The sequence below is a fragment of the Cupriavidus sp. 01T418 genome (assembly GCF_056398885.1).
The window spans coordinates 1-21,410 of sequence record NZ_JBFTQG010000066.1 but is presented as its reverse complement, the minus strand read 5'-3'; the positions used below and the strand labels follow the sequence as shown (position 1 = coordinate 21,410).

At 58.6% G+C, this 21,410-nt stretch carries 23 protein-coding genes; 5 read left to right on the top strand and 18 right to left on the bottom strand.

What is annotated here, in order from left to right:
• Positions 1-7 precede the first annotated feature (7 nt).
• From sctV to sctQ, 15 genes are all read right to left on the bottom strand, one after another.
• Complete coding sequence (gene sctV / locus AC1DQ3_RS33930) at positions 8-2,104, bottom strand: type III secretion system export apparatus subunit SctV (protein ID WP_477124482.1); 2,097 nt, start codon at positions 2,102-2,104, stop codon at positions 8-10.
• Positions 2,101-2,469, bottom strand: a complete 369-nt coding sequence (locus AC1DQ3_RS33925; protein WP_477124481.1) for a hypothetical protein — start codon at positions 2,467-2,469, stop codon at positions 2,101-2,103. Before AC1DQ3_RS33925 ends, sctV begins: the two co-directional genes overlap by 4 nt.
• Positions 2,466-3,683, bottom strand: a complete 1,218-nt coding sequence (locus tag AC1DQ3_RS33920; RefSeq protein ID WP_477124480.1) for an EscU/YscU/HrcU family type III secretion system export apparatus switch protein — start codon at positions 3,681-3,683, stop codon at positions 2,466-2,468. The genes AC1DQ3_RS33925 and AC1DQ3_RS33920 overlap by 4 nt, the downstream gene beginning before the upstream one ends.
• Positions 3,684-3,694: 11 nt before the next feature.
• Complete coding sequence (gene sctT / locus AC1DQ3_RS33915; RefSeq protein WP_477124479.1) at positions 3,695-4,480, bottom strand: type III secretion system export apparatus subunit SctT; 786 nt, start codon at positions 4,478-4,480, stop codon at positions 3,695-3,697.
• 24 nt (positions 4,481-4,504) lie between these two features.
• A complete protein-coding gene (locus AC1DQ3_RS33910; RefSeq protein ID WP_477124478.1) occupies positions 4,505-5,104 on the bottom strand; it encodes an N-acetyltransferase family protein in 600 nt (199 codons plus the stop codon).
• Positions 5,105-5,179: 75 nt separating this feature from the next.
• Positions 5,180-5,845 (bottom strand): hypothetical protein, encoded by a 666-nt coding sequence (locus AC1DQ3_RS33905; RefSeq protein ID WP_477124477.1) that lies wholly within the window; start codon positions 5,843-5,845, stop codon positions 5,180-5,182.
• A gap of 2 nt (positions 5,846-5,847) precedes the next feature.
• Positions 5,848-6,624, bottom strand: coding sequence for a type III secretion system inner membrane ring lipoprotein SctJ (sctJ, locus tag AC1DQ3_RS33900; RefSeq protein ID WP_477124476.1), 777 nt, complete (start codon positions 6,622-6,624; stop codon positions 5,848-5,850).
• Between the two features lie 27 nt (positions 6,625-6,651).
• Positions 6,652-7,053 (bottom strand): EscI/YscI/HrpB family type III secretion system inner rod protein, encoded by a 402-nt coding sequence (locus tag AC1DQ3_RS33895; RefSeq protein ID WP_477124475.1) that lies wholly within the window; start codon positions 7,051-7,053, stop codon positions 6,652-6,654.
• A 46-nt stretch (positions 7,054-7,099) separates the two neighbouring features.
• Positions 7,100-7,645, bottom strand: a complete 546-nt coding sequence (locus tag AC1DQ3_RS33890) for a hypothetical protein (RefSeq protein WP_477124474.1) — start codon at positions 7,643-7,645, stop codon at positions 7,100-7,102.
• Between the two features lie 104 nt (positions 7,646-7,749).
• Positions 7,750-8,031, bottom strand: a complete 282-nt coding sequence (locus AC1DQ3_RS33885) for a hypothetical protein (RefSeq protein ID WP_477124473.1) — start codon at positions 8,029-8,031, stop codon at positions 7,750-7,752.
• 74 nt (positions 8,032-8,105) lie between these two features.
• On the bottom strand, positions 8,106-8,339 hold the full coding sequence (locus tag AC1DQ3_RS33880; RefSeq protein ID WP_477124472.1) for a hypothetical protein: 234 nt from the start codon (positions 8,337-8,339) through the stop codon (positions 8,106-8,108).
• A 302-nt stretch (positions 8,340-8,641) separates the two neighbouring features.
• Positions 8,642-8,821: a hypothetical protein gene (locus tag AC1DQ3_RS33875; RefSeq protein WP_477124471.1), complete on the bottom strand. Its 180-nt coding sequence runs from the start codon at positions 8,819-8,821 to the stop codon at positions 8,642-8,644.
• 70 nt (positions 8,822-8,891) lie between these two features.
• Positions 8,892-9,161 (bottom strand): EscS/YscS/HrcS family type III secretion system export apparatus protein, encoded by a 270-nt coding sequence (locus AC1DQ3_RS33870; RefSeq protein WP_477124470.1) that lies wholly within the window; start codon positions 9,159-9,161, stop codon positions 8,892-8,894.
• A gap of 9 nt (positions 9,162-9,170) precedes the next feature.
• The gene (gene sctR / locus AC1DQ3_RS33865; protein WP_477124489.1) at positions 9,171-9,818 is read right to left on the bottom strand and encodes a type III secretion system export apparatus subunit SctR; all 648 of its coding nucleotides are present in this window, start codon (positions 9,816-9,818) and stop codon (positions 9,171-9,173) included.
• 5 nt (positions 9,819-9,823) lie between these two features.
• The gene (gene sctQ, locus AC1DQ3_RS33860; protein WP_477124469.1) at positions 9,824-10,576 is read right to left on the bottom strand and encodes a type III secretion system cytoplasmic ring protein SctQ; all 753 of its coding nucleotides are present in this window, start codon (positions 10,574-10,576) and stop codon (positions 9,824-9,826) included.
• A 353-nt stretch (positions 10,577-10,929) separates the two neighbouring features.
• Here sctQ and sctL point away from each other — a divergent pair, with 353 nt between their 5' ends.
• The 5 genes from sctL to AC1DQ3_RS33835 all read left to right on the top strand — a co-directional run bounded on the left by sctL (position 10,930) and on the right by AC1DQ3_RS33835 (position 16,711).
• Positions 10,930-11,691 carry a type III secretion system stator protein SctL gene (gene sctL / locus AC1DQ3_RS33855; protein ID WP_477124468.1) on the top strand — a complete coding sequence of 254 codons (762 nt, stop codon included), beginning with the start codon at positions 10,930-10,932 and terminating at the stop codon, positions 11,689-11,691.
• Between the two features lie 46 nt (positions 11,692-11,737).
• A complete protein-coding gene (locus tag AC1DQ3_RS33850) occupies positions 11,738-11,956 on the top strand; it encodes a hypothetical protein (RefSeq protein ID WP_477124467.1) in 219 nt (72 codons plus the stop codon).
• Between the two features lie 442 nt (positions 11,957-12,398).
• Complete coding sequence (locus AC1DQ3_RS33845; RefSeq protein ID WP_477124466.1) at positions 12,399-14,126, top strand: secretin N-terminal domain-containing protein; 1,728 nt, start codon at positions 12,399-12,401, stop codon at positions 14,124-14,126.
• A gap of 33 nt (positions 14,127-14,159) precedes the next feature.
• Complete coding sequence (locus AC1DQ3_RS33840; RefSeq protein ID WP_477124465.1) at positions 14,160-15,284, top strand: hypothetical protein; 1,125 nt, start codon at positions 14,160-14,162, stop codon at positions 15,282-15,284.
• Positions 15,285-16,150: 866 nt separating this feature from the next.
• On the top strand, positions 16,151-16,711 hold the full coding sequence (locus AC1DQ3_RS33835) for an RNA polymerase sigma factor (RefSeq protein ID WP_477124464.1): 561 nt from the start codon (positions 16,151-16,153) through the stop codon (positions 16,709-16,711).
• A 208-nt stretch (positions 16,712-16,919) separates the two neighbouring features.
• Here the strand turns inward: AC1DQ3_RS33835 and AC1DQ3_RS33830 are convergent, their stop codons facing one another.
• The 3 genes from AC1DQ3_RS33830 to fliD all read right to left on the bottom strand — a co-directional run.
• Positions 16,920-18,665 carry a methyl-accepting chemotaxis protein gene (locus AC1DQ3_RS33830; protein WP_477124463.1) on the bottom strand — a complete coding sequence of 582 codons (1,746 nt, stop codon included), beginning with the start codon at positions 18,663-18,665 and terminating at the stop codon, positions 16,920-16,922.
• A gap of 127 nt (positions 18,666-18,792) precedes the next feature.
• Positions 18,793-20,349, bottom strand: coding sequence for a methyl-accepting chemotaxis protein (locus AC1DQ3_RS33825; RefSeq protein ID WP_477124462.1), 1,557 nt, complete (start codon positions 20,347-20,349; stop codon positions 18,793-18,795).
• Positions 20,350-20,451: 102 nt separating this feature from the next.
• Positions 20,452-21,410: flagellar filament capping protein FliD (fliD, locus tag AC1DQ3_RS33820; protein WP_477124461.1), on the bottom strand; the 959-nt coding region annotated here is incomplete at its 5' end.

Genomic DNA, 21,410 nt, shown 5'->3' with positions numbered 1-21,410 from the left:
ACGCGCTCTATATCTCATGGCCCTGACGGATGACGCCAAGCACATTGGTCTTATAGTCGGACGGCACCTCGGATAGCGAAAGTACTGGAACATCGACGAATCGCGCTGCGAACAGGCGACGCAGGTGGGGCCGTATGCCCTGTTCGCACAGAATCACCGGACGTCGGCTCCTGGGGATTGGCTCAAGCTGGACCGCGAAACCGTCCAGTATCGCATCCTGCGCCGCATTATCGAGGGCAAGAAAGTCGCCGTAGTTGGTCTGGCGAACTGCGGTGCGCACCAGCGTCTCCAGTTCGGGCTCCACAACAAAGGCGTGCAACTGACGATCCGCGGCCTGTGCGTCGAAGATTTCACGGCTTAGTACTGAGCGAACGCATTCGCAAAGAATTCCGGGATCGCGTTCGCGTTGCCCCCATTCCACCAGTGTCTCGAAAATTGCATCGATATTACGAATGCTCACGCGCTCGCTCAACAAACGCTGCAGGATCTCTGCCGCCCGGCCTGCAGTTACGCAACGCTCCAGCTCCTTTGCCAGATCCGGCGACTTCGAAGCGAGCCAGCGATATAATTTCTGTGTCTGCTCGATACCAAAATAACGCGGCCCTGCAGCATGCAGAGCAGTGCGGAATTTCAACTCCACGTGCTCCCAATAGCCCTGCACTTCATGGCCCTCTGTGAGCATGCGATCCGCCTCGCTGGACGGCAGCCAAACCTGACGATAATTCACCAGCCTGGGACTCGTCTCAGCAAAACTGGGCACCACCCCCAGTAACCGCAGCTGCTCCGGATCGCACTGAAGCGTGCACAGGTCATCCTGACAGCGCATCGCAAATATACGGACCTCGTTGTGACAGAAATCAAAATCGGCATCTGACATTGGAACGTCGAACTCCACCGCAACGGCCGGCGTGACCAAGCCATACTGCCTGACCAGGTCGTTACGCACGCTTCGCGCCAGATTGATCACGCGGGTTGCTCGCTGCGCGTCCTCCATGTGTGAGCCAATGCGCACAAGGAAAGGACGCACGACATCGAACTCGCGGACTTCAGGCACCTCCGTCAGCTGCGCGGCATTGGCCAGGCTCGATTCCTTGATCTGCCTCCGCACGATATTCATGCCAAATGCGAGGCTGCCTCCGCCGAGCGCAATGAACACCAAAGTCGGCATGCCGGGAATCAGGCCAAAGACAAGCATCACACCGCTAGCCATTACCCACGCCTTGGGATACGCGGCCAATTGCGAAGTCAATTCCTTGCCAACGTTGCGTGGCCCTTCCTGGGCATTCGCGACGCGCGTAATCAACAGCCCTGCGGTGAGGGACATAAGGAGTGCTGGTATCTGCGCGACCAATGCGTCCCCGATCGAGAGAACAGAGTAGACGCGCATGGCCTCGGATCCGGACATTTGCCGCTGTACAACGCCGATGGCTAGCCCCCCGATCAGATTCGTCAGCACGATGATGATTCCAGCGATGGCGTCGCCCTTGACAAATTTCATGGCGCCGTCCATAGCCCCGAAGAACTGGCTTTCCTGGGCGAGTGCTGCTCGCCGGATGCGCGACTCATCGGCCGTGATCGACGATGCCTTCAATTCCATGTCGATCGCCATCTGTTTGCCGGGCATCGCATCGAGCGCGAAGCGAGCTCCAACTTCGGCAACTCGCTCCGATCCTTTTGTGATAACAAGAAACTGTATTACCGTGAGAATAAAGAAGACGACCATTCCAACGACCAGATTCCCGCCCACAACCACCTTGCCGAAAGCTTCAATGATGTGTCCCGCAGAGCCTTCCAGCAAGATGAGACGCGTACTGGCGACGTTGAGCGAAACGCGGAACAGTGTGGTAATCAGGAGCATCGAGGGAAAGGTGCTAAGGTTCACAGATTCCTTGACCTGCATCGCCAGCACGACCAGCAGAGCTGCCGTGCAGATGTTCAATGCGATCAGGCCATCGAGCAACCATTCCGGTATCGGCAGGATCATGGCGATCACGATCGCAACGACAGCCGCCGCTACCGCCACTTCGGCGCGCCCGCCACGAGGCAGGAGGTTGTCGATCAGAGAGACAACGGTCCCGGGCACCACCAGGCGTTTCGGGGTCATCTGGAGTCACCAATCATTGAGATAAGGGTTCGCATGCTCACCAGCACGTGCATCAACCCGGCATCGGATTCCGCATCCTGCAACCGCAGTCGTCGCAGCAAACAAAGACGCCCGTGGACGTTGACCGATATCTGAATGTCGCCAAATTCCGAGCTATGTTCGAACTGTATCTGTAGCAGACGACCGATGTCGTGAGCGGTCCATTGTCCGCCTAGCGGCGACATGCATAGCACGCCCGCGCCCGCTGCCGAAACGGCCACCGGTCCCATCTGGAAGGCTTCTCGCGTGCAGACGCCATCGCGTAACGACGCAATCAGTCCGTCGGGTATCGGGAATGTGTCAATCTGATCTAACGTGGAGGTCATGCTTCCTCAGTGGCCGTTGCTGCTTTGCCGGTTCCCTGTCTGGCTCTGGATGACGCAGCCGTGCGCGAATCCATCCCGGCCGGATCTCGCGCTGCAGGTGGCTGATACGGGTGCAGCATCTGTTGCGCCAGTTCCTCGTCCAACTCATAGATTCCGCTTGGAGGAATCCCTGCGTCTGATCGCTGATTCAGTTCCTTGACGCCCTGGTACAGCAGTGCGACCGCACGCAACGTCCCACGCGGCACGGGTGCCCCCTCACGCCCAGTGGCGTACAGTTGCCTCGCCAGGCCCGCATATTTGATGACGGGGATCTGGAGCTGCTGCGCAAGTCCACGCAGAGCGACGGCGTCGTCATCCCGCCCCTTCGCGACGACGAGCGGCAACTTGTCCGGTTCGAAGTGATACGAGAGGGCCACGGCAATGTGCTCCGGATTGACCACGACGGCAGTCGGTTTCTGCGCCGCAGGTGATGGCGGGTCGAATGCGATCTGCCTGGCTATGCTCTTCCGGGCCGCCTTGCTATGTGGATCGCCTTCTTCGTTCCTGTGGTCCTGCTTGAGTTCCTGGACATCCATGCGCAGGCTGCGGTAGTTCATGTATCGCTGCAGCGCGAAGTCGACCACGGCCAGCATGAACATGCATGCGATCGACTTTATCGCGAGGGATTGAAGCATTTGCATGCAAGCGGCCCAACTTTGCTCCGGAGTTGCCCTGAAGAGCTGGGCGATGTCCGGCAACTGCTTCCTGATTTCAAAATACGCGACGCTCGCAACCAGGCTCAGCTTGACCACGCCTAGCAGCAACATGAGCAGCTTTTTCGGGGAGACGATCTGTTTCAGGTTGCTCACCGGATTCAGCTTCTGCATACCTTCGGCGAGCGCCTGCGGCGCGACATTGAAACCTGTCTGAACCAGCGTCCCGAACAGCGAAATGATTGCAGCGGTAAGCGCCAGGCCCAGGCAAACCGCAAGGATCGGCCACATGGCGAAAATAACGCCATCCAGACGGACTCCCATTGGCGTCTCCATCCCTTTCACAGCCGTTGACAGCGCTGCGTTGAGCAACGCCTTCCACTGGGTCTCAGAGGCAAAGACGATCCCGGCGATGATGGCGAGCGTCAGGACCTTGATGACATCCTGGCTGATCCCAATCTGGCCGCGCTCTCGCGCCTGGCGCAGTCGCGTGTGGCTGGGGGGAAGATTTTTTTCGCTCATTCCGGGCTGTGCTATCGAAAGGCGCTGAGCACGCCATCGATCCACCATGACTCAATGGAGCCTCGTGCGTGAACCAGCATCGCACCGAAGCACAACGCCAGCATCATCAACGCCGCCAGGCTCTTTACAGGCATGGCCGTTTGATAGGCATCCAGCCCCTGGACTGTCACACTGGCCAGCGCGAAACCAGCTTCAATGGCGAGCAGTAACAGGATGACAGGCACACTGTAAATGACTGCATCGGCAAAAATGTTGGCACATGCCGCCACCACTGCTGCACGGGCGTGCGGAGATAGATCGGGAAGTGGCGACAGTGCCGGCCAGAGTCCGTAACTATCAGTCAAAACACCAAGGAAGGAACCGAACACGCCAGCTTCGAACAGGAAGGCGATCAGAGCGCGCTCGGCGAGCTCACCCAGGATGGACGCATCAGCTTGCAAGGACGGATTGGATTGCTGCGCGGCATTTGCGCCGCGTTGATTGTCCACCAGCGTGCACGCGCTCTGAAAAGCCCAAAACGGCGTCGCCAGCATCAGGCCCAGAATACAGCCTATCACTGACTCCTTGAACGCCAGAACCATGACCGGCATCCCCATAGCCGAACGGTCTTGCAATAAATGCCACAGGGTCTGGCACTGTGGCAGAGCAATCGCCAGGCTAATCGCGCTGCGATGCAGGACCGTCATATGGCGACGCCCGAAGGCTGGAATGAAGAGCACGCATCCCACCGCGCGCGCCATGGATAGTCCGAGCGCCTGTAGCACAAGCGGAAAGCTTTCGACGAGTGTGGATTCCATGGTGACGCTCACTCGCCATCATGCTCAGACACGCGTTTGAATACGCGCTGACCGCGCGCGCCTCCGCGTGATTCGCGCTTCCAGTGCATCCATGTAAACGGTCCATCGCGCGTCGTCGAACCGCCCCCCCCAGATTTCCACGTCATCTACCCGATCGCCATAGCACGCCGCTCGCGGCATCAGTCCCCAACGCTGCAGCCGGCACGCGCGGGCAAGCATCGCGCTTTTGTAATTGGAGCTCAGGATCCAGCAGCTTACAGCATCGAAACCATGCCTCGGCGCTTCCTGATAGGCTACCAGAATCGCCTGCATGGCCACGCCGCTTCCTTGCCACGTGGTGGGGACATAGATCGAGAGATCGCCCGTACGATGGCAGACTTCCGGTCCCCAGGCCATCGGACGGATACATGCCCAGCCCGCGACCTGGTCGTGACTGGTCATCGCCCAGATGGGCCAGCCCATCCGGGCCGCCATTCCCAATGTGTGTCGCATCGCCTCGACCGTAGCCGCACGCAGTTTGGGCGAATGACCGCCGCCATCGATTGTTTCGTTGTATATATCAGTGAATATCTGTGCATCGGAGATCTGCGCCCTTCGCCACGTAAACGTCCTTGGATTTTCCATATTCGATATTCATGGTCCAGTAGATGCGTGACAACGCCTCCTGGACGTCATACGCATTCGCATTCGCATTAGCCGCTACCCTTGAGGCACCGCGCCAATTCGCCATGCCCGGCGAATTTGCCGAACGTCGACATCACCCTCGACGCGTATCTCCCCGCGGCATGTCCTTTCCTGTGCCGCGTCAACTGTCGACTTGTCCAGCCGGAACCTCAGTCTTCCCCACAACTGGGGCATCTCCAATTCGATTGCCGCCTTCAGATGGGCAACGCCCCATAGAATGAGACCATTGCGGTCTACGCCTTCCGGAGAACATGGCATCGTACTGCTGCACAGCGGCCGTCCGCGGGCTAAGCGGATCGCGGAATGCCAGAGATGTGGAGCCGCGAGCACGACCAAGTGCCTGCGCGAGCGCAGCCAGCATGACGCGAAACGCTCCTGACTTGCCAGACCGACCATGCCCACGAAGAGGGCCCCCTGCTCCAATGCCGCAGCTTTCATCGGGAGCGCGTCGAGGACCGGATTCTTCAGAACCGGAGCCGGGAAGTTTTCCAGTGCAAAATGATGTGCCCACAACGAATACGCCAGCCGTCGGCCAACGGCCGAGCAGCGGGAGAACTGCTCCCAGCAAGGCGGAGCAACGTCTGGCTGCAGCCAGCTTGCGTCAGCGTCCAGCCACGGCTCGTACCACAGCCGCAGCAGGTCGGCATCGGGTCGTGACAGTCTTGAGAGGTCGGCCGACATCCTCATTCGCCCTTGCGAACGGGCTTCGAAACCGGGCGCGGCCAATAGTTGCGGAAGTGGAGGAACCAGGCCGCAGCCCCTATGGCTCCCGCCAGCCCCAGAACGGTCGCGACCCAAGCCGCTACCGGTACGGACGCATGTACCCGCCCCCCTGCCGGATCCCCGACTCGCCGCGCGCCAATCGCGTTCGGTTCGTGGGCGATCGAGGCCTCGACGAATACGGTGGAAACTTTCCCGCCCCCGGAAAGTCCCGGAATGCTGGCGATAACGAGTTGTCGGATCCGCCCTTCGTACCTATCGATGTCCCACCCCGGCCGATACTTGATAAATACGGCACAGGAGGATGGAAGCATAGGCTCTCCCGGCGCAAGCCGCTCGGGCAATACCGGATGTACGCGCGCCAGAACCACACCATCGATATTCGACAGAGTCCTCTCCAGTTCCTGTGAAAGTGCGTACAGGTAGCGCGCCTTTTCCTCCGTTGGCGTCGAGATCATTCCATCCTTCCTGAACACATCGCCCATCGCGGCATACGCATGGCGCGGAATCCCCTCAGCCCGCAGAAGTGACACGGTCGCCCCCAGATCACGATTCTCCACCGAAACGACGAAACCCTGCTTCGTCGCCAACTTGCTCGATTGCAATCCATGCCTGGCCAGGGTAGCCACGATTTCATTGGCGTCGACCTCACTGAGGCCTGAGTACAGTTCCACGGAGCGCGTGCAGGCGCCGAGCAGAAGCAGGCTGGCAACGATTGCGCTTGCCCGCTGCTGTATCACGGTCAGTGAATTCCTTGACACCATCGGCTAATTCAGGTTGGTTAGCTTATCGATCCCCGCCACGGTCTTGCCCAGCACTTTCGCCACCAGCGTGCCTTCGACTCCTGCATCAACCATTGCGGCGGTAGCTTGCAGCAACGACTGAGGATTCCGGGTGGCGACCACTGCACCAATCCGATGTATCAGGTCCAAATGCCGATCTCGCAAGTAGTCCGACAACTGGGCCAGTGACGACTCCGATGTTGCCTCACGAAGACGCACTATGGACGCCGCAGATGCCAGATTGTTCATCGTCTGATGAAAGACGCTCAAATCAGCCGCTACCGCGCTTGACGCGAAGACACCGGCCGACGTCTCATCTTGTGATGAACTCTTGTCGGACACCGCAAGCCCTCCGGCGTCGACGGATCTAACAGGCGGAAACGTCATATATCCCTCCACAATATGTCAGGCGTGCGCAGGCTGTTGGACAACATCAGCTCAGCATCACGTCAAGATCAGCTTGCGCCATACGCCGGGCAGTCTCTATCAGTGATCGCATCAGCGGCGTCTTCCCTGGCAAGGCATCGAGCGTGCCGTCGATCGTCTGACGCAGTTGATCGCCGTGGAACACACCTCCTTCCATCAGCATCTTGCAAAGTGTGATGGATCGCGCGAACGCCAGCGTGCTCGCCTCATCCGCCCCCTCGCCACCGACGACTACGATTGCCTGTGCGTCCGGTTCGATACTGTCGATCCCCGGTATGCGGTCTGCAGACAGCAATTCGCTTAGCGGCTGGCTCTCGTCCAGCGACAGCTGCGCTGAACGAAAGATGCCCGCCAGCATCCCCAGGGCCCGCTCTACCACGCGACGATCAACCTCTCCCAGTGCGACGTCGCTGCAAATCGCCCTCACCCACGATACCTCCCCCGTGGGCGACGGAAACGTCGCCGGATTTTCGGCCATGAATTCGGCCAGAATACGCTTGCGCAAGACATTCACGCTATTAACATCCACTTCCGACTCACCGAGCGCGATCACGGAACCTCTCCCTGATTGATATCCGACAGTCAAGATGCGCCACGAACCAGACGAACATCTCGCACCGGTTCGTGACGTGCGAAAAGCACTCCGCAGGCCCGGACCTAATAGAGCCGGGGCGTTATCCTCGCCATGCTGCTGAAATAGTCGCTGCTTTGCAACGTCATCATCCGCTGCATTTGCTGCTGCGTTTCCTGCATGCTCATCACAGTGGTCCTCATGAAGCTGGTGACATCGCTAAACATTTGCGAAAATCGCTTGTCCGATGACTCACGATCGCGCTGCAGAGTCTCCATGCTGGATTGACGATCCTTCACCATCGATTCAATGAGTTGCCTCGACGTTTGAGGATCCAGCCCATTCTGGCTTGATACGGTCGTACCCATTAACATCACCTTCCGAGTTAATTAGACAGGCTGTTCCAGGGTGCGCCAAGCGCACCCCACCAAGAAGGTCAGCGTCAGAGTTGGACCTTGCCGCTGATTTGACCGACTTTGTTGGACACATCCACCTTGGCCGACGCAACCGCCAGGAGCGCCTGGTTCTTCTGCTGCTCCGCCTGGTTCTGAAACAAGGCCACCTGCGACTTGTTATTCATCCTTCTCGCTTCGTCCATGGCCTCCCTCACCGAGGCATCGCTGCCGGATTGCGTGTCAAATGCGCCGTATCTCGTATTGATTTCGCCTAATGTCATGGTAACAATCCTTATAAACAGGTTTAAAAAGGAGCGCTGTCGGCAAGACTTCCCGCTATCGGCAAGGCTTCCACCGCAAATCGTCAAAACCTCCGACGAGCGCATGACTCGATAGCACCAATCTCTCACAGTACCCACTGTTATAGTGCATCAAAGCCGAGTCGCGGTTCACACCAATTCCTGATTTTTAAAGTGAAATCCTGGTACCCCGCTGCCTGCCGTGCAGTATGAACTTCGCTTGCCAGGCAGCAGGTATCCAACCGGCCGGACCACAAGCTGCGTGGAATTCGTCCCGACAATATTCAAAGAATCCTGCCCAGGTTCAGCCCCAATGCTCCCAGCATTGACTGCGCCATCGAAGGAATCACGGACGCCAGATTGCATTGCTGTGCTGGACCACCCGTGGATTTCCCCTGCACAGCGCCGCCAAGCACGCTACTGAGAGCCGGCGCCGCCAGTCCTGCAACCATCATTGGAATCATGCATTTTCTCCCGCAGTCTTGAGGATGGCGGCACTACATGGGTGACTGCGCCCCATGCGCACCGGAATGATCAGTGCCGGTTGCTAATTCCCGCAATCGACTGAAACGCCTGCTCCCCGAGCGCCAACATCTCCACGCCTACCCATCTGCCGATCATGGCGATAGTCAGGCCCACGGCGAGCAATTTGAAGGCGAAGGGCAATGCCTGGTCCTGTACCGATAGCGCCGTCTGAATCATTGAGGTGATAACACCCACGACTACCGCAACGGACAAGATTGGCAGAGAAAGCCAGACTACTGTAAGTAGTCCCTTCTGGAAGAAATAGATCGTCCCATTCATATCGGATTCCTAGGCGTATGAGCGAACAAGGCCGTCGAACAACTTCGTCCAGCCGTCAAGCATGACAAACAGAAGCATCTTCATAGGCAAGGAGATGACCATCGGAGAGACCATCTGCATACCGAGTGCAAGTAGCAGATTCGATATCAACAGGTCGATGACGACAAACGGGATATACAGCACAAAGCCTACCTGAAACGCCAACTGCAATTCCGACATCACGAAGGCAGGAACAAGCACAACATAGTCGGAATCGCGCAAGTCTGACGAGGCTGCAGCTGGCCACTGCCTTCGGGCAACGGACAGGACGTGCGCGCGCTGTTCCGGCAATGTGTTACGCATCATGAAATGACGCAATGGCTCGGCTGCGACGGCCAGATCGGACAGAGTGACACCTGCCCTGGCCGTCTGCGATTCACTCGCCGTCAATGCCGATGACATCTCCTTGAACACCGGTGCCATCACGAGCACCGTGATCGCCAGCGCAATGCTATGTATGGCGATACCCGGCGGAACCTGCTGAACGCCTATCGCATTGCGCACAATGAGCAAAACCATCGACACCTTCAAAAAGCAGGTCGTGCACACGAGAATTACCGGCATCAGGGCCAACGCCGCCAACAGCAGGGCAAGTGCAATCGGATCGATATTGCCAATGGCCATCACGTTCTCGACAGCGCGATGATCTCTACCGCGAGGCGACCGTTAATGTCGATGAGCTCGCCGATACCGATCAACACCCCGTTCACCGTGAGACTGACCTCGGCAGAGGCCTCGCGATCCAGCTCGACGATGCCCCCCTCCGCCAGAGACCGCAACTGCGCAAGTGTCATCGTGATCTGCCCCGCTGTAAAGCACATCGTCACCGGCACTTCGTCGACCGGGCTTTCCCCGCCTGCATCCGGAACCGCGCGCCATTCCACGATGTTTTCCCTCCTCATTGATTCACATCTGATCCGTGTCAAACCATCCGCCTGGATGCTCACGAGAACGGCGCCGAACTGTCCGGCGCACGTTCCTGCTCCGGAAGCAAAGCATTCCCCAGGGACAATCGCGTCTCCCGCGACCAATCCTGAAACCTCAGCCGTGCTGAGCCACGATCGCCCCAATAGCAGATGGCCAGTGCATGGGATTCTCTCGAACCGGATCGGGAGCGCGGGCAAGTCAGGCTTGCGCCAGCGCTCATTGCCAAGCCACGCTAACGCGGTTTCCACGCTTGTGCGCACTGTAAATGTATGGTGCTCCCCATTCGCACGGGATACCAGCGTCAGCGCCAGTTCGACACGGTCCATCGCCGCTGCACTGGCTTCTTTCGCCGTGTCATCAGCAGGATTCGTCCATTCCAACGCCCCGCCAAAGGCCAGTATCAGCTCAGGATCGATACATGCGACAGCGAGCCTTGCCACATCAGCCATCACGTCATCCGGCCACGTTGAATCAAGGACCATACCACTCACAAGCGTCATGAAACCCCGGGCAGAGAACTCAAGGCGTCCCGCAACAGTATGCAGAAGAAGCCAATCGCGCTGCCCATCGCACCCATTCCAGTCAACGACGTGCGGGCCTTTCACTTCGATCCGGCTCCAGCTACCGCTGTCGATCAGGAGCCACGCCAGCCCCAACCCTACTCGCTGCCGTAATAGCGCCATGTGTCGTGAGACCGATCGCAACACAAGTCGCTTCGCTCCTGAATGCCGCCGCTCGCTCATGGGCCGTTGAGCATGAGCGAACTGTGATGATTTCTGGTCCATATCGGGAGAGTGGTGGCATGTCGATGAAAGGTTCACGACAATATTGCCCTCTCGTGGTCGAAACATGGATCTTTCATTTAGCAAGGAACCGATCCCACCACGAATCGCACTTCTCTCTTGCCGCAAGTGTCTTCTCGAATGCAAAACTCAACGGGCTTACGCAGATGATTTCTGTCGTTACAAAGCGCTATCAACTCCCCGGTCTCGATGTCAGCAACGTTGCGCGCCGGGTGGTCTCCAGGCACATGCTCGGCAGCCTCTCGGATGCCGGCCAGGTTCTCACCGCCGCACATCGCGAGCGGGAATCCATCCTCGATGAGGCGCGGCGAGTCGCCCGGGAGGTGGCGCTTGCAGCCGAGGAGGATGCGCGGAGGCGAGTATGGCAGGCCGCCTCCGCTTGTTTGAACCGGTTAGCCCAGTCGCATGAGTCCTTTCTGCGCGAAGCAGAATCGATGCTCGCTCATGTCGCACAAGCCGCGCTGAGACGGCTTCTTCTAGATGTTCCGCCCGACTGGCCGTTGCTGTCCAGCGTGCGCCTTGTATTGCGCGAGTGGGAAGGCAATACCGAAGCCGAACTCCGGGTCCGTCCCGACGCGCTCGATGCGATTAACAGCTATCTCGGCAACGTTGCCCAACTGGCGATCGTCGCAGACGAGTCGATGCAGGCTGGAGACTGCGTGCTGCTCTGCGCGCAAGGCGAATTGCGTGCCAGCTACTCAGCCAGCGTGGATTCACTGATCGAAGCCATGCGGAGTAGTAACGATCCGTCAACCGTTTAGTCGGCCGCTCTCATCCATCTCAAATTGAATGCACAGGAGTTGATCCATGTCAGGCAGCCTCCCCATCGATCGTTTTCTATCCGGCTACGGCACCCACCTGCAGGCGTTTGATGATGTCGCCGGCAATCTTGATTTTCGCGACCACGAGTCGTCGGCGGCCTACCTGATTGCCCTGCAAGAGATGCAGATGGCAGGCTGGGCGGCCGAAATCGCCGTCACTCGTCGACACGGCCTGGTGAAAAAGGTAATGGACGAAATCAGATAGCATCGTGTCGACCGGTTCCAGCTGATCGGATATCCTGAATGACTAACGTAAAATTATTGCGAAAGCTCATCGGTGCTGCACTGGATGGGTCCCGGGATTGCGAGAGATCGTACAGGCTAAGCGTTCTCGGACGGACAATGATTCTGCGCATGGACCGCGGGCACGGATGGTTGAGCTGCGAATGTCATTTTCGCGGCCAGTTTAAAGAATACGACCTCATACAGATCTGTCAGTGGGCAATCCCCAGCTTTCGACATTTTGCATCCGTCACACTGGTTGATTCCAGGACGGGAAGACTTGTCCTTTCCAAGCGGCTTGACCAATTGCAAATTGATGCCGTGTTCCAGGCGATCGAAAGCCTGCTCAACCAGGTCGGAGTATGGGATCAGGTTCTTGCCGGCCCCATTTCGCCTGGCGCGAGTGGCGTCCCTCGGAGACGTCCGTGAGCAACGCAATAAGGTCGCACGGATCGCATTTCTTCGTCAACGCCGTGCTGCGCGTCATTGTCCTTTTGTTTCTTGGCGTGACGCAACCAGGCCTCTGCCATGCAACAACACCCCAGGCATGGAAGGACACACTGTATAGCTACCGTGGGGGAGCCGCACCTTTGCGTGATGTCCTGCTCGCCTTTTCCCGCTCAATGGGTATGGACCTCCGGATCGCCGAAGACGTACCCCTCAAGACCCCATCGGGAGTTGAATCCAGCGGCAGCATGAGTCCGACAGCCTATATGGATCGACTTGCCGTGGAGCATCAACTCCAGTGGTTTGCATACAGCGGATCGCTATATGTGTCGACAGTACAGCACACTAAAACGGAACGGATCGCGTTGAGCACCGCGGGCGGTGCGGCCGCCAGGACGGCACTTCAGGGCCTGGGTCTCTTCGAGGCGAAATTCGGCTGGGGCGAACTCGACGAGTCAACTCCCGTCGCAGTGGTCTCTGGCCCATCGGCCTATGTCGAGCTTGTCAGGAAAGCCGTCGGGAAAGTGCCCCCACGCAACGACTCCGCGGAACCACAGTTGATGGTGTTTCGCCTCCGATACGCCACGGCTGCGGATGCAGAGACTTCAGTTCGTGAACGTTCCGAGCGCCGTCCTGGAGTCGCGACGACACTTCGCAACATGTTGGCTACAGTGCACGGTCCAGCGGAATCGCTGAATGCCATCCCCGATGGCCTCAAGGGAGGGGCCTCCAACGAGGTCATTGCGGAACGCGCTTCGGCAAGTATCGGCCGGACTATCCTTGACGACCTGAAGGGACCCGGACCGATCACACTGTCAAAGGCGGTACCGGGACTTGCAGGGGGATCTGGCGGTGCAGTGTATCCACGCCCGAGATCTCCGACAGTGCCTACGATCGAGGCATACCCGCCGCTGAATGCAGTGCTGATACGAGACGTTCCCGACAAGAAGCAACTCTACCAGGAATTGATTGCCTCGCTCGACGTCCCTTCGCGGCAGGTAGAGATTCTGGCCACGATTGTGGACATTGATACGGACAAGATGAACGAGTGGTCAGTAGGGCTGACACTTGGTGGTCCGCAGGCTTCCGCGAGTATCCATCCCGACTACCAGACACTGGGGGGGGCCAATGCCGTCAATGCCGGAAGTGCAAATCCCACTGTCGTGCTCTGGTCCCTTGACCATCTTTCGTTGCGAATCCGGGCACTTCAATCCAATGGAACTGCCACCGTAATTGCCAGACCATCCATCCTGACCATGGATAACATGGAGGCCATGCTCGACTTGAGCCAGTCCGCGTATTTCCGTCTTGTGGGCGAACGTACAGCGGATTTGAAGGCCGTCACAGTGGGGACGATGTTGAAAGTTACGCCCCGCACCTTCGATGGCAGGTCAGGCACTGCAATACGCATCGCCGTCCAGATCGAGGATGGTGTGATCCAGAACGCCGGTGACCACGGAGCCACTCCCAAGGTGCTGCGAAATTCGATCATTACCGAAGCGGTCGTGCGTACGAATGAGGCCATCGTTATCGGGGGCTATCGGCGTGACCATGTTGAAGATCGGAAGAGTGCGGTGCCCGTGCTCGGTACGCTGCCGGTAATTGGCCGACTGTTTCAAACGGAAGCAGCCGGTCACAGCAACCGCGAGCGGCTTGTCATTCTTACTGCGCGGGTGGTCGTCGAGCAAACGGAAGCCAACCCCTGATCCACATAACATCCTGCTGGAACCCCACATATCATGACGTTTCCCTTGACCTACTCCTCGCCTGGCGGAGCGAATGAAGCGCGTGATCTGCGTGACGCCGCATCCAGCTCGCTCAGCGCGTCATCTTCAGACAGAACCTCACCAGCGTCGTCGTTTGATCTTCAGGCATGCCTTGCCGATGCCGCAGAAGAGCTAACGTTCCAGTTTAGCGAGGTGGTCGAAGCGCGAGAGACATCCCTGGAGCAGCAAATGGAGACCTCTGGAGCGCAGGCAGCGGAGCTAACCACAACGCAAGTTCATGCAATTATGACCTTGATGGAGGGACACGACGGCTATGCAAGCATTCGTGCGCAGGCGCGGCAATTCGCGCACGCTTTTGCTCGCAATCCCGAGCGCGCATTGGAGCTGCTTCGGCCAGCGGAATATGATGGCGAATGCCGATACACGCTGCTGACACTGGCGATCGATGCGTTGGGCCGCTCCGGCCGGCCCGAGCTTTGCGAACAGTTGCGCCGGCATGCACGCGTGCAGCCCTTGCTCGACAGTGGCCACGAGGACAAGGTGATGCGGCTGGCTGCATCCGGCATTGGTACCCAGCATCGAGCCTCTCCTGCAGACTTTCGCGCTCGCGAGTCCTACTTCCAGCTGCTGGCCATCCAGCCATCCGTGCGGTCGGTGTTTGATGCGGCCACCGAGGCACAAGGCCTGCAGCACGTCGCGAGATCGCTGGAGGACATTCAGCTGGCAGGCAACTGGCAGGCACCCTCAGCACGCCTGGAGCAGATCGGTTGTTTTCTGGCCGTTAGCCGCCTGGTGGAGATTGTCCGTACGATGAGCGGATTCGGACACGAACTGATCAGGCAAATTGCGCGCCGCGATTTGAGAGATCCGGAGGAGCCCATCAGAGTGACAAGGCATTTGATCGATCTGGGAAATTCGTCCGTCCCTTCCGGGCTTTTGGATAAGCTCGCCACTATGGTCCTCGGACAGTGCGACGAGACAGCCAAAGCTGCATTCTTTGCCTCCCTGCACCTTCAGGTCAGGCGATGGCCGCCTGCCGTATGGACGATGACGGATGGCAAGAAGATACTTATGGATCATCTGGTGCGCAAACAGCTTCCGTCTAACGCAGCGCGAAGCCAATCCGCCTGGCGCTAGTCGGGCGCGGTTTCTCGCGGCGGATCCGCCTGGGCATCGATGATGCGTTCTCCAACCTGCTTCAAGTTAGCTCTCGTCAGGCCACTAGTATTTTCTTGGATTTTCTTCTTGGCACCGATTTTCCTACTCGGTTTCCTGTGCGATCGCGAGACAATCAGCCAGCGGCGTGGGAACGTATCCGGTCCAGGACCGCTATCAGAATCGCAGAATCCGCGCTATCACAAAGTGGGTAACAGATGGGAAACAGCGAATTATCCCGTATCTCTGAGATCATTGCCCGATTTGCATACCTGATATTTAGCTGTACCGATGTCTGCCTCGCCACGTTCAGCAGTCTTCAGCTACGGATCGATACGGCAAGCGCCAGACTGAGCGGGTGGCCCGTTGTCTACGCGCCAGAGCGGATCTGCGTCCGCAATTCGAGCTGGGCTCTCGATTGCCGCCAGAAGTTGCTCACGCCGGTCGAGCGCCGACGAGGCTTGCACGGGATCCATTTGCTCACAGCGGAGAACTGCCACCAGCCGCCATACGCTGCCGCGCCCTTGTGCAAGGACAACCGTACTTCCATGCTGTGGAGACCAACCCGCCCCTTGCGATCGCCGCTCGGTTGCGTTCGCGAAACCGACGGCACAGACCACGCGGTACGGTTGCGTAGCTGATCAATCATCGGAATCGGCCGGCGCGGCAATCGCAATATCGGCACGGCCAACAGGCGACACGTTAGTCCATTCAAACCGGCGATACAGATTTCGGGTTTTATGTCATATGGGAATTTATCCGGGTCAGTCAGGCTGACATGTCTGATGCATAGGCGCCTGAGGTTGTCGTCAAGATGCATATATACGTAAAACTAGAAGGAGGATTATATGTGGATCGAAAAGAGTGGCATAGACGCGGACCAGATCACGCTATTGGCAAAGGACGAATTTGTGCGCCTGAAGCGCTTCCTGTCCCGCTTTGAGCGCAATGAAGATGACCTTGACGACATTATTCAAGACACATTTGTCGAAGCACTAAGCAGTGGCGACCGAGCACAGATACGGAATTCCGCGCGCGCGTGGGTCTATGGCGTCGCGGCGAATGTGGCACGTCACCATGTTGCGAAGCGTGTAAAGATGGCCACAATAATGGTTAGCATTCATTCGTTGCTTGAAGAGGAGGCAACCTGGGACGCACTCGCCGTACACTTGCTGCAGTCCGCCGATGAACACGGTCCATGTCGCGCCGCAGAATTGTCGGAAGTTTTGAACAGGTTGTGTTCGGCCATAGCGACGATGCCGGCCGATCTCCGCGGTGCCTTCGATCTCGCCTGCGTTCAGGAGCTTCCCTATCAGCAGGTTGCTGTAGCACTGAGCGTTCCTATCGGGACGGTTCGATCGCGTGTGCATAGGGCAAGGACCTTATTGCGGCAGTCCATTATTCGCTAGGAATGCGTGGGGCAGTGAAAGTTGTGAGCTTCGTGTCACGACATGATGCGAACCAGGCTGCTCAGTTGATGTTCGTTCGAGGTTTCGTCTTCCAGCAGGTCCCGGATAACCCGGGACGGAAGGGAAGACGAAACGATATGGAGGATGCCGAACCACACTGATGCGGCAGAGTTCAAGGGCGCCGGGCGCATGCATCGGCTTGGGATGCTCAGAACCTATCCCAATCGCCGGATTTGTCGCCCGTGGCAGCCAGGAGCTGTACCGCCGGGGACGAGCGCTGGCTGCTCAAAACCGGCTGCGTGGCAGCTCCACGTGCAGCCAGGCTGGAAGAGGCTCTGGCCCCTGGCGTGGCGACAGGCACAGGCTGCGCACGGGGTGTCGACGGCGCTGAGGCGAACGCTGCTCCCTGGTTCAGCTTGAACACCGCCACCGCCCGGACCAGTTCCTGCGCCTGACCTTTCAGGCTGCTGGCCGCGGCCGCCATCTCTTCCACCAGCGCGGCGTTCTGTTGCGTGTCACGGTCCATCTGGGTGACGGCTTCGCCCACTTGCGCCACACCGCTGCTTTGCTCATGGCTGGCCGCGCTGATCTCGCCCATGATGTCGGTCACCCGACAGATGCTGGCGACGACATCGTTCATGGTGGTGCCAGCCTGGTCGGCAAGGGCGCTGCCCTGCTCGATCCGCAGCACGCTGTCGGTGATGAGGGCCTTGATCTCCTTGGCTGCATCGGCGCTGCGTCCAGCCAAGGTACGCACTTCGCCGGCCACCACGGCAAAGCCTCGGCCTTGTTCACCAGCGCGGGCCGCTTCCACGGCGGCATTCAGGGCAAGGATGTTGGTCTGGAAGGCGATGCCTTCGATGACGCCGATGATGTCGGAGATCTTCTTGCTTGATGCGCTGATACCCTTCATGGTATCAACGACCCGCGAGACGACTTTGCCGCCGTCCACAGCTACGCCAGAGGCGCTTTGGGCTAGTTGGTTGGCTTGCTTGGCACTGTTGGCGTTTTGCGTGCATGTGGAGGACAGTTCTTCCATCGAAGCGGCAGTTCTTTCCAGGGCGCCGGCCTGGCTTTCGGTACGTGCCGAGAGGTCCCGATTGCCTTGCGCGATCTGGCCACTGGCCGCCGCCACCGACTCGCTCCCCTGGCGTACCGTGCCTACCACGTTGACCAGGCTTTCCTGCATCGCCTTCAATGCCGCCAGCAATTGGCCCGTTTCATCTTGCGTCTTGACGTTGATCTGGGTTGTCAGGTCGCCCCCCGATACATTGGTCGCAACTTGTACGGCTTCGCCCAGAGGGCGGGTAATCGAACGCGCGATCAACAGGCTGATCACGACTGCGCCGAGGGTAGCGATGCCGGTCAACACCAGTGTCAAGGTGACAGCGGCGCGCCCTTCGACCGCCGCCTGACTGGCTACCCTGTTCATCCACTCCTGCTGGAATTCAACCAACGCTTCCAAAGTTGCAAAGAAGGCGTTCTGCGGCGGACGGAGTTCCGCCAGGATATAGGATCCCGCCTCTTCGGACTTGCCCTCGCGCAACAACTTGACCGCGGCATCGCGCGTTTTTTCATAGGATTCGCGGGCATCAGCCATATTTCTGAACAATTCCTGCCCTCGTGGTGTATTAATACGATCCTTCAAATTACCCATTAATTCGCTGTTTTTCCTGGAATTTTCATCCAGCTTGGCAAGAGACGAATCGATCTCGGTATGGTTATTGGCGCCAATTATTGCATTTCTCAGGAAGCGCGCCTCGACATTAACCTGGTTGAGAATTTGCACTGCCATGGCGACCTTGATATATCGGTCGTTTAATATTTTGTCCATCGTCGAATTGATGCTGTTGATGCGTGTGACAGATATAAGAGACACCGCAATCATCAAACATACCAGCACACCGAAACCGGCCACCAGACGTGCCCCGACCTTCATGTTTCCGATATTCATGTTACCTCCCGGATTTTAAATACCGCCACTGTCGCGACAGTACAAGGGTTGACGCCAAAGTCGAATAGATTCGATTTTTGCAAAGTCTGCCCTCCATAAGCTGGGCAGGCGGCCTTGGGGCTACGCTTTACGTCGGACGGTGGTTCGGCAGCACCTCCACAACCTGAAACTGTGACATCGCTTGCCTGAGCTTGGCCCCCTGCTCCACAAGCGAATTCGCAGCGGCAGCAGTCTGTTCGACCAGCGCGGCATTCTGCTGCGTGGTTTGATCCATCTGCGTGACCGCCTGATTGACCTGCTCTATGCCCGCGCTCTGCTCCTGGCTTGCGACAGTGATCTCACTCAGAATGTCCGCTACCTGCTTGACCGAGGCTACGATATCGTCCATGGTGTGACCTGCCCGATCTACCAGGCCGCTGCCGGTTCCGATTCTTTGCACCGAGTCGACAATCAGCGATTTGATTTCCTTCGCGGCACCCGCCGAGCGTTGCGCAAGCTGCCGCACTTCGCCGGCGACCACGGCGAAGCCCCTCCCCTGCTCCCCCGCGCGGGCCGCCTCGACCGCGGCGTTCAATGCCAGGATATTGGTCTGGAAGGCAATGCTGTCGATCACGGCAATAATGTCAACGATCTTGTTCGAGCTTTCCCGGATCGATCCCATCGTGTTCACTACCTGTGCCACCACGCCCCCACCCTGCACGGCGATATCGGATGCCTTGACGGCCAACTGATTAGCCAGCCGCGCATTATCGGCATTTTGTCGCACCATGGTGGTAAATTCTTCCATCGAGCTCGACGTTTCTTCCAGGCTGGATGCTTGCGATGCGGTGCGCTCAGACAGGTCGGCATTGCCCGCGGCGATTTCACGCACTGCCCTATCTAACATGTCCGTCGAATGCCTGATGTCGCTCAGTGTCAGGTTCAAATTCCCCCGCATCGTATCCATGGCAAAGAGCAGGCTCGACTTGTCATTCGGACCGATTGCTACCGGGGTAGAGAAGTCACCGCCGGAGATGTCGCGCGCAATATTCGCCGCGTATTCCGGTTCCCCACCCAGCTGTCGCATGATACTGGCGGTCAGCCAGATCATCATTGCGACACCAGCGACCACGGCCAGCACGGCAAGTCCGAGGCTCGTGGCCAGTGCTTCGCGAGTAGAGGCAATCATTCGGGATTTCTGTCCGGCGATGGCCTCGTTCTTTAGTTTGATGAAATCCATCAGCCGCGAGCGCATGGCACGCCATACGGGCGTTTCCTCGTTGCTGATCATCATGATTGCCTGCGCCTGGCCCTGCGCGGCGACCGTGACGATTTTCGCCTGTAGCGCCTTCTGTCGTTCACGCAGGGCGACCACCTCTTTCAGCGTGGCGACCGCGGCCGGGTCCGGCTTCGCCAGTGCCATGGCCGATACGGTGGCTTGCTCGAATGCCTTGCTCGCATCGTCGAGATTCTTATAACCAATCTTGTTCGCGGGGTTCATTACGATATTGCGCAGGGCCTGTCCCATCTGAAGCCCCTGGGCATACATGGTCGAGACCGACTGCTGCAGCGCCTGGTCCTCATCCAGGAAGGACTCAAAGCGTGATTTTGTGCCGTGCATGCCGGCCAGTGCCACCGCCAGGGACAGAATAAAGAGCACGAAGACCAGTACGGTACTTAACATCAATTTGCTTTTCAATTTCATATCAGCCATCCTCGTCGCTCGTCATGTCGAAGCGCGGCGGACCGTTCTCTCGACCGGTCCGCCGCCRCGCCGYCCTGGCGGGCAGGACGGCAACCACACGGCCTACTTGYYGTTCRTGTTGTTCATCGCAGCGAACTGCTGCGTGAGGTAGGCGGCGGTGGAGTTCAGCCGGCTGACCACCAGGTCGAGTTGCTGGAACTGAGCGCGGTAGCGCGACATCGTGGCGTCGATCGCCACCGAGGTCCGGTCGTAGGTGGCCTTCAGGTCCTTGATGGTCGCGTTGATACCGTCGCTGGCGGTCGTCAGCACGCCCTGGGGGGCGCTGAACGATTTCACCATGTCCGACAGCTGGTTACCGTAGCCGGACTTGCCGTCGGCACCGCTGAACAGCTGCGCCACACCGGTCCGGTTCTCGCTGAGCGCCTTGTCCAGTTTGACCGTATCCAGTCCCATGGTGCCGTCGGCCTTGAACGAGATGCCAATCTGGGTCAGGTTGACAAGGCTCGCGTTGCCGTTGGAGTCTTGCGGTGTATTGAACACAGAGCGCAACTGGTTCTGGATCGCGCGCAAGGTGGCGTCGCCGAGCAGGGGGGACTGGGCGATCTTGTCGGCCTCGGCCGCACCCAGGTTGGCTTGGGCGATATCCTTGTCGAAGGCAGACAGCTTCCTGGCCGTGGCCTGTAGCGTGTTATAGGCGTCGACGAAGCTCTTGACGGCGCTGGCCATTGCGCCGGTGTCCGTGTTGGCGGTCACCGTGCTGACACCGGTGCTGAGCAGGTTGAGCGTGAGGCCCTGGGCGGCACCCTGCACGACGTTGGTCGGGCTGGTCACGTCCAGGCCGTTGATGGTCAGCTTGGCATCGGTGGCCTTGATGTTCTCCGTCATGGCCCTGGTGCCGGCCGGATCGTACGTCAGCAGGCCGGCAATGGTGCTGGGGTCGCCGCCGCCGTTGTCTGCCACCGAGACACGCATGCTGGACTTTTCGCCCGTGGTGTTGGAGGTCAGCACCAGGTGATAGGGCGTGGCGCCGCCGTCATTGACGATGCTGGCCGTGACGCCCG

Coding starts and splice junctions, on each gene's coding strand:
- AC1DQ3_RS33840 (WP_477124465.1), top strand. CDS start 14,160: ATGACGTTTCCCTTGACCTACTCCTCGCCTGGCGGAGCGAATGAAGCG.
- AC1DQ3_RS33850 (WP_477124467.1), top strand. CDS start 11,738: ATGTCAGGCAGCCTCCCCATCGATCGTTTTCTATCCGGCTACGGCACC.
- sctV (WP_477124482.1), bottom strand. CDS start 2,104: ATGACCCCGAAACGCCTGGTGGTGCCCGGGACCGTTGTCTCTCTGATC.
- AC1DQ3_RS33925 (WP_477124481.1), bottom strand. CDS start 2,469: ATGACCTCCACGTTAGATCAGATTGACACATTCCCGATACCCGACGGA.
- AC1DQ3_RS33825 (WP_477124462.1), bottom strand. CDS start 20,349: ATGAAATTGAAAAGCAAATTGATGTTAAGTACCGTACTGGTCTTCGTG.
- sctT (WP_477124479.1), bottom strand. CDS start 4,480: ATGGAATCCACACTCGTCGAAAGCTTTCCGCTTGTGCTACAGGCGCTC.
- AC1DQ3_RS33870 (WP_477124470.1), bottom strand. CDS start 9,161: ATGAATGGGACGATCTATTTCTTCCAGAAGGGACTACTTACAGTAGTC.
- AC1DQ3_RS33910 (WP_477124478.1), bottom strand. CDS start 5,104: ATGGAAAATCCAAGGACGTTTACGTGGCGAAGGGCGCAGATCTCCGAT.
- AC1DQ3_RS33875 (WP_477124471.1), bottom strand. CDS start 8,821: ATGATTCCAATGATGGTTGCAGGACTGGCGGCGCCGGCTCTCAGTAGC.
- AC1DQ3_RS33835 (WP_477124464.1), top strand. CDS start 16,151: ATGTGGATCGAAAAGAGTGGCATAGACGCGGACCAGATCACGCTATTG.
- AC1DQ3_RS33920 (WP_477124480.1), bottom strand. CDS start 3,683: ATGAGCGAAAAAAATCTTCCCCCCAGCCACACGCGACTGCGCCAGGCG.
- AC1DQ3_RS33880 (WP_477124472.1), bottom strand. CDS start 8,339: ATGACATTAGGCGAAATCAATACGAGATACGGCGCATTTGACACGCAA.
- AC1DQ3_RS33830 (WP_477124463.1), bottom strand. CDS start 18,665: ATGAATATCGGAAACATGAAGGTCGGGGCACGTCTGGTGGCCGGTTTC.
- sctL (WP_477124468.1), top strand. CDS start 10,930: ATGTCGATGAAAGGTTCACGACAATATTGCCCTCTCGTGGTCGAAACA.
- AC1DQ3_RS33905 (WP_477124477.1), bottom strand. CDS start 5,845: ATGTCGGCCGACCTCTCAAGACTGTCACGACCCGATGCCGACCTGCTG.
- AC1DQ3_RS33885 (WP_477124473.1), bottom strand. CDS start 8,031: ATGGGTACGACCGTATCAAGCCAGAATGGGCTGGATCCTCAAACGTCG.
- sctQ (WP_477124469.1), bottom strand. CDS start 10,576: ATGGCTGATGTGGCAAGGCTCGCTGTCGCATGTATCGATCCTGAGCTG.
- AC1DQ3_RS33895 (WP_477124475.1), bottom strand. CDS start 7,053: ATGACGTTTCCGCCTGTTAGATCCGTCGACGCCGGAGGGCTTGCGGTG.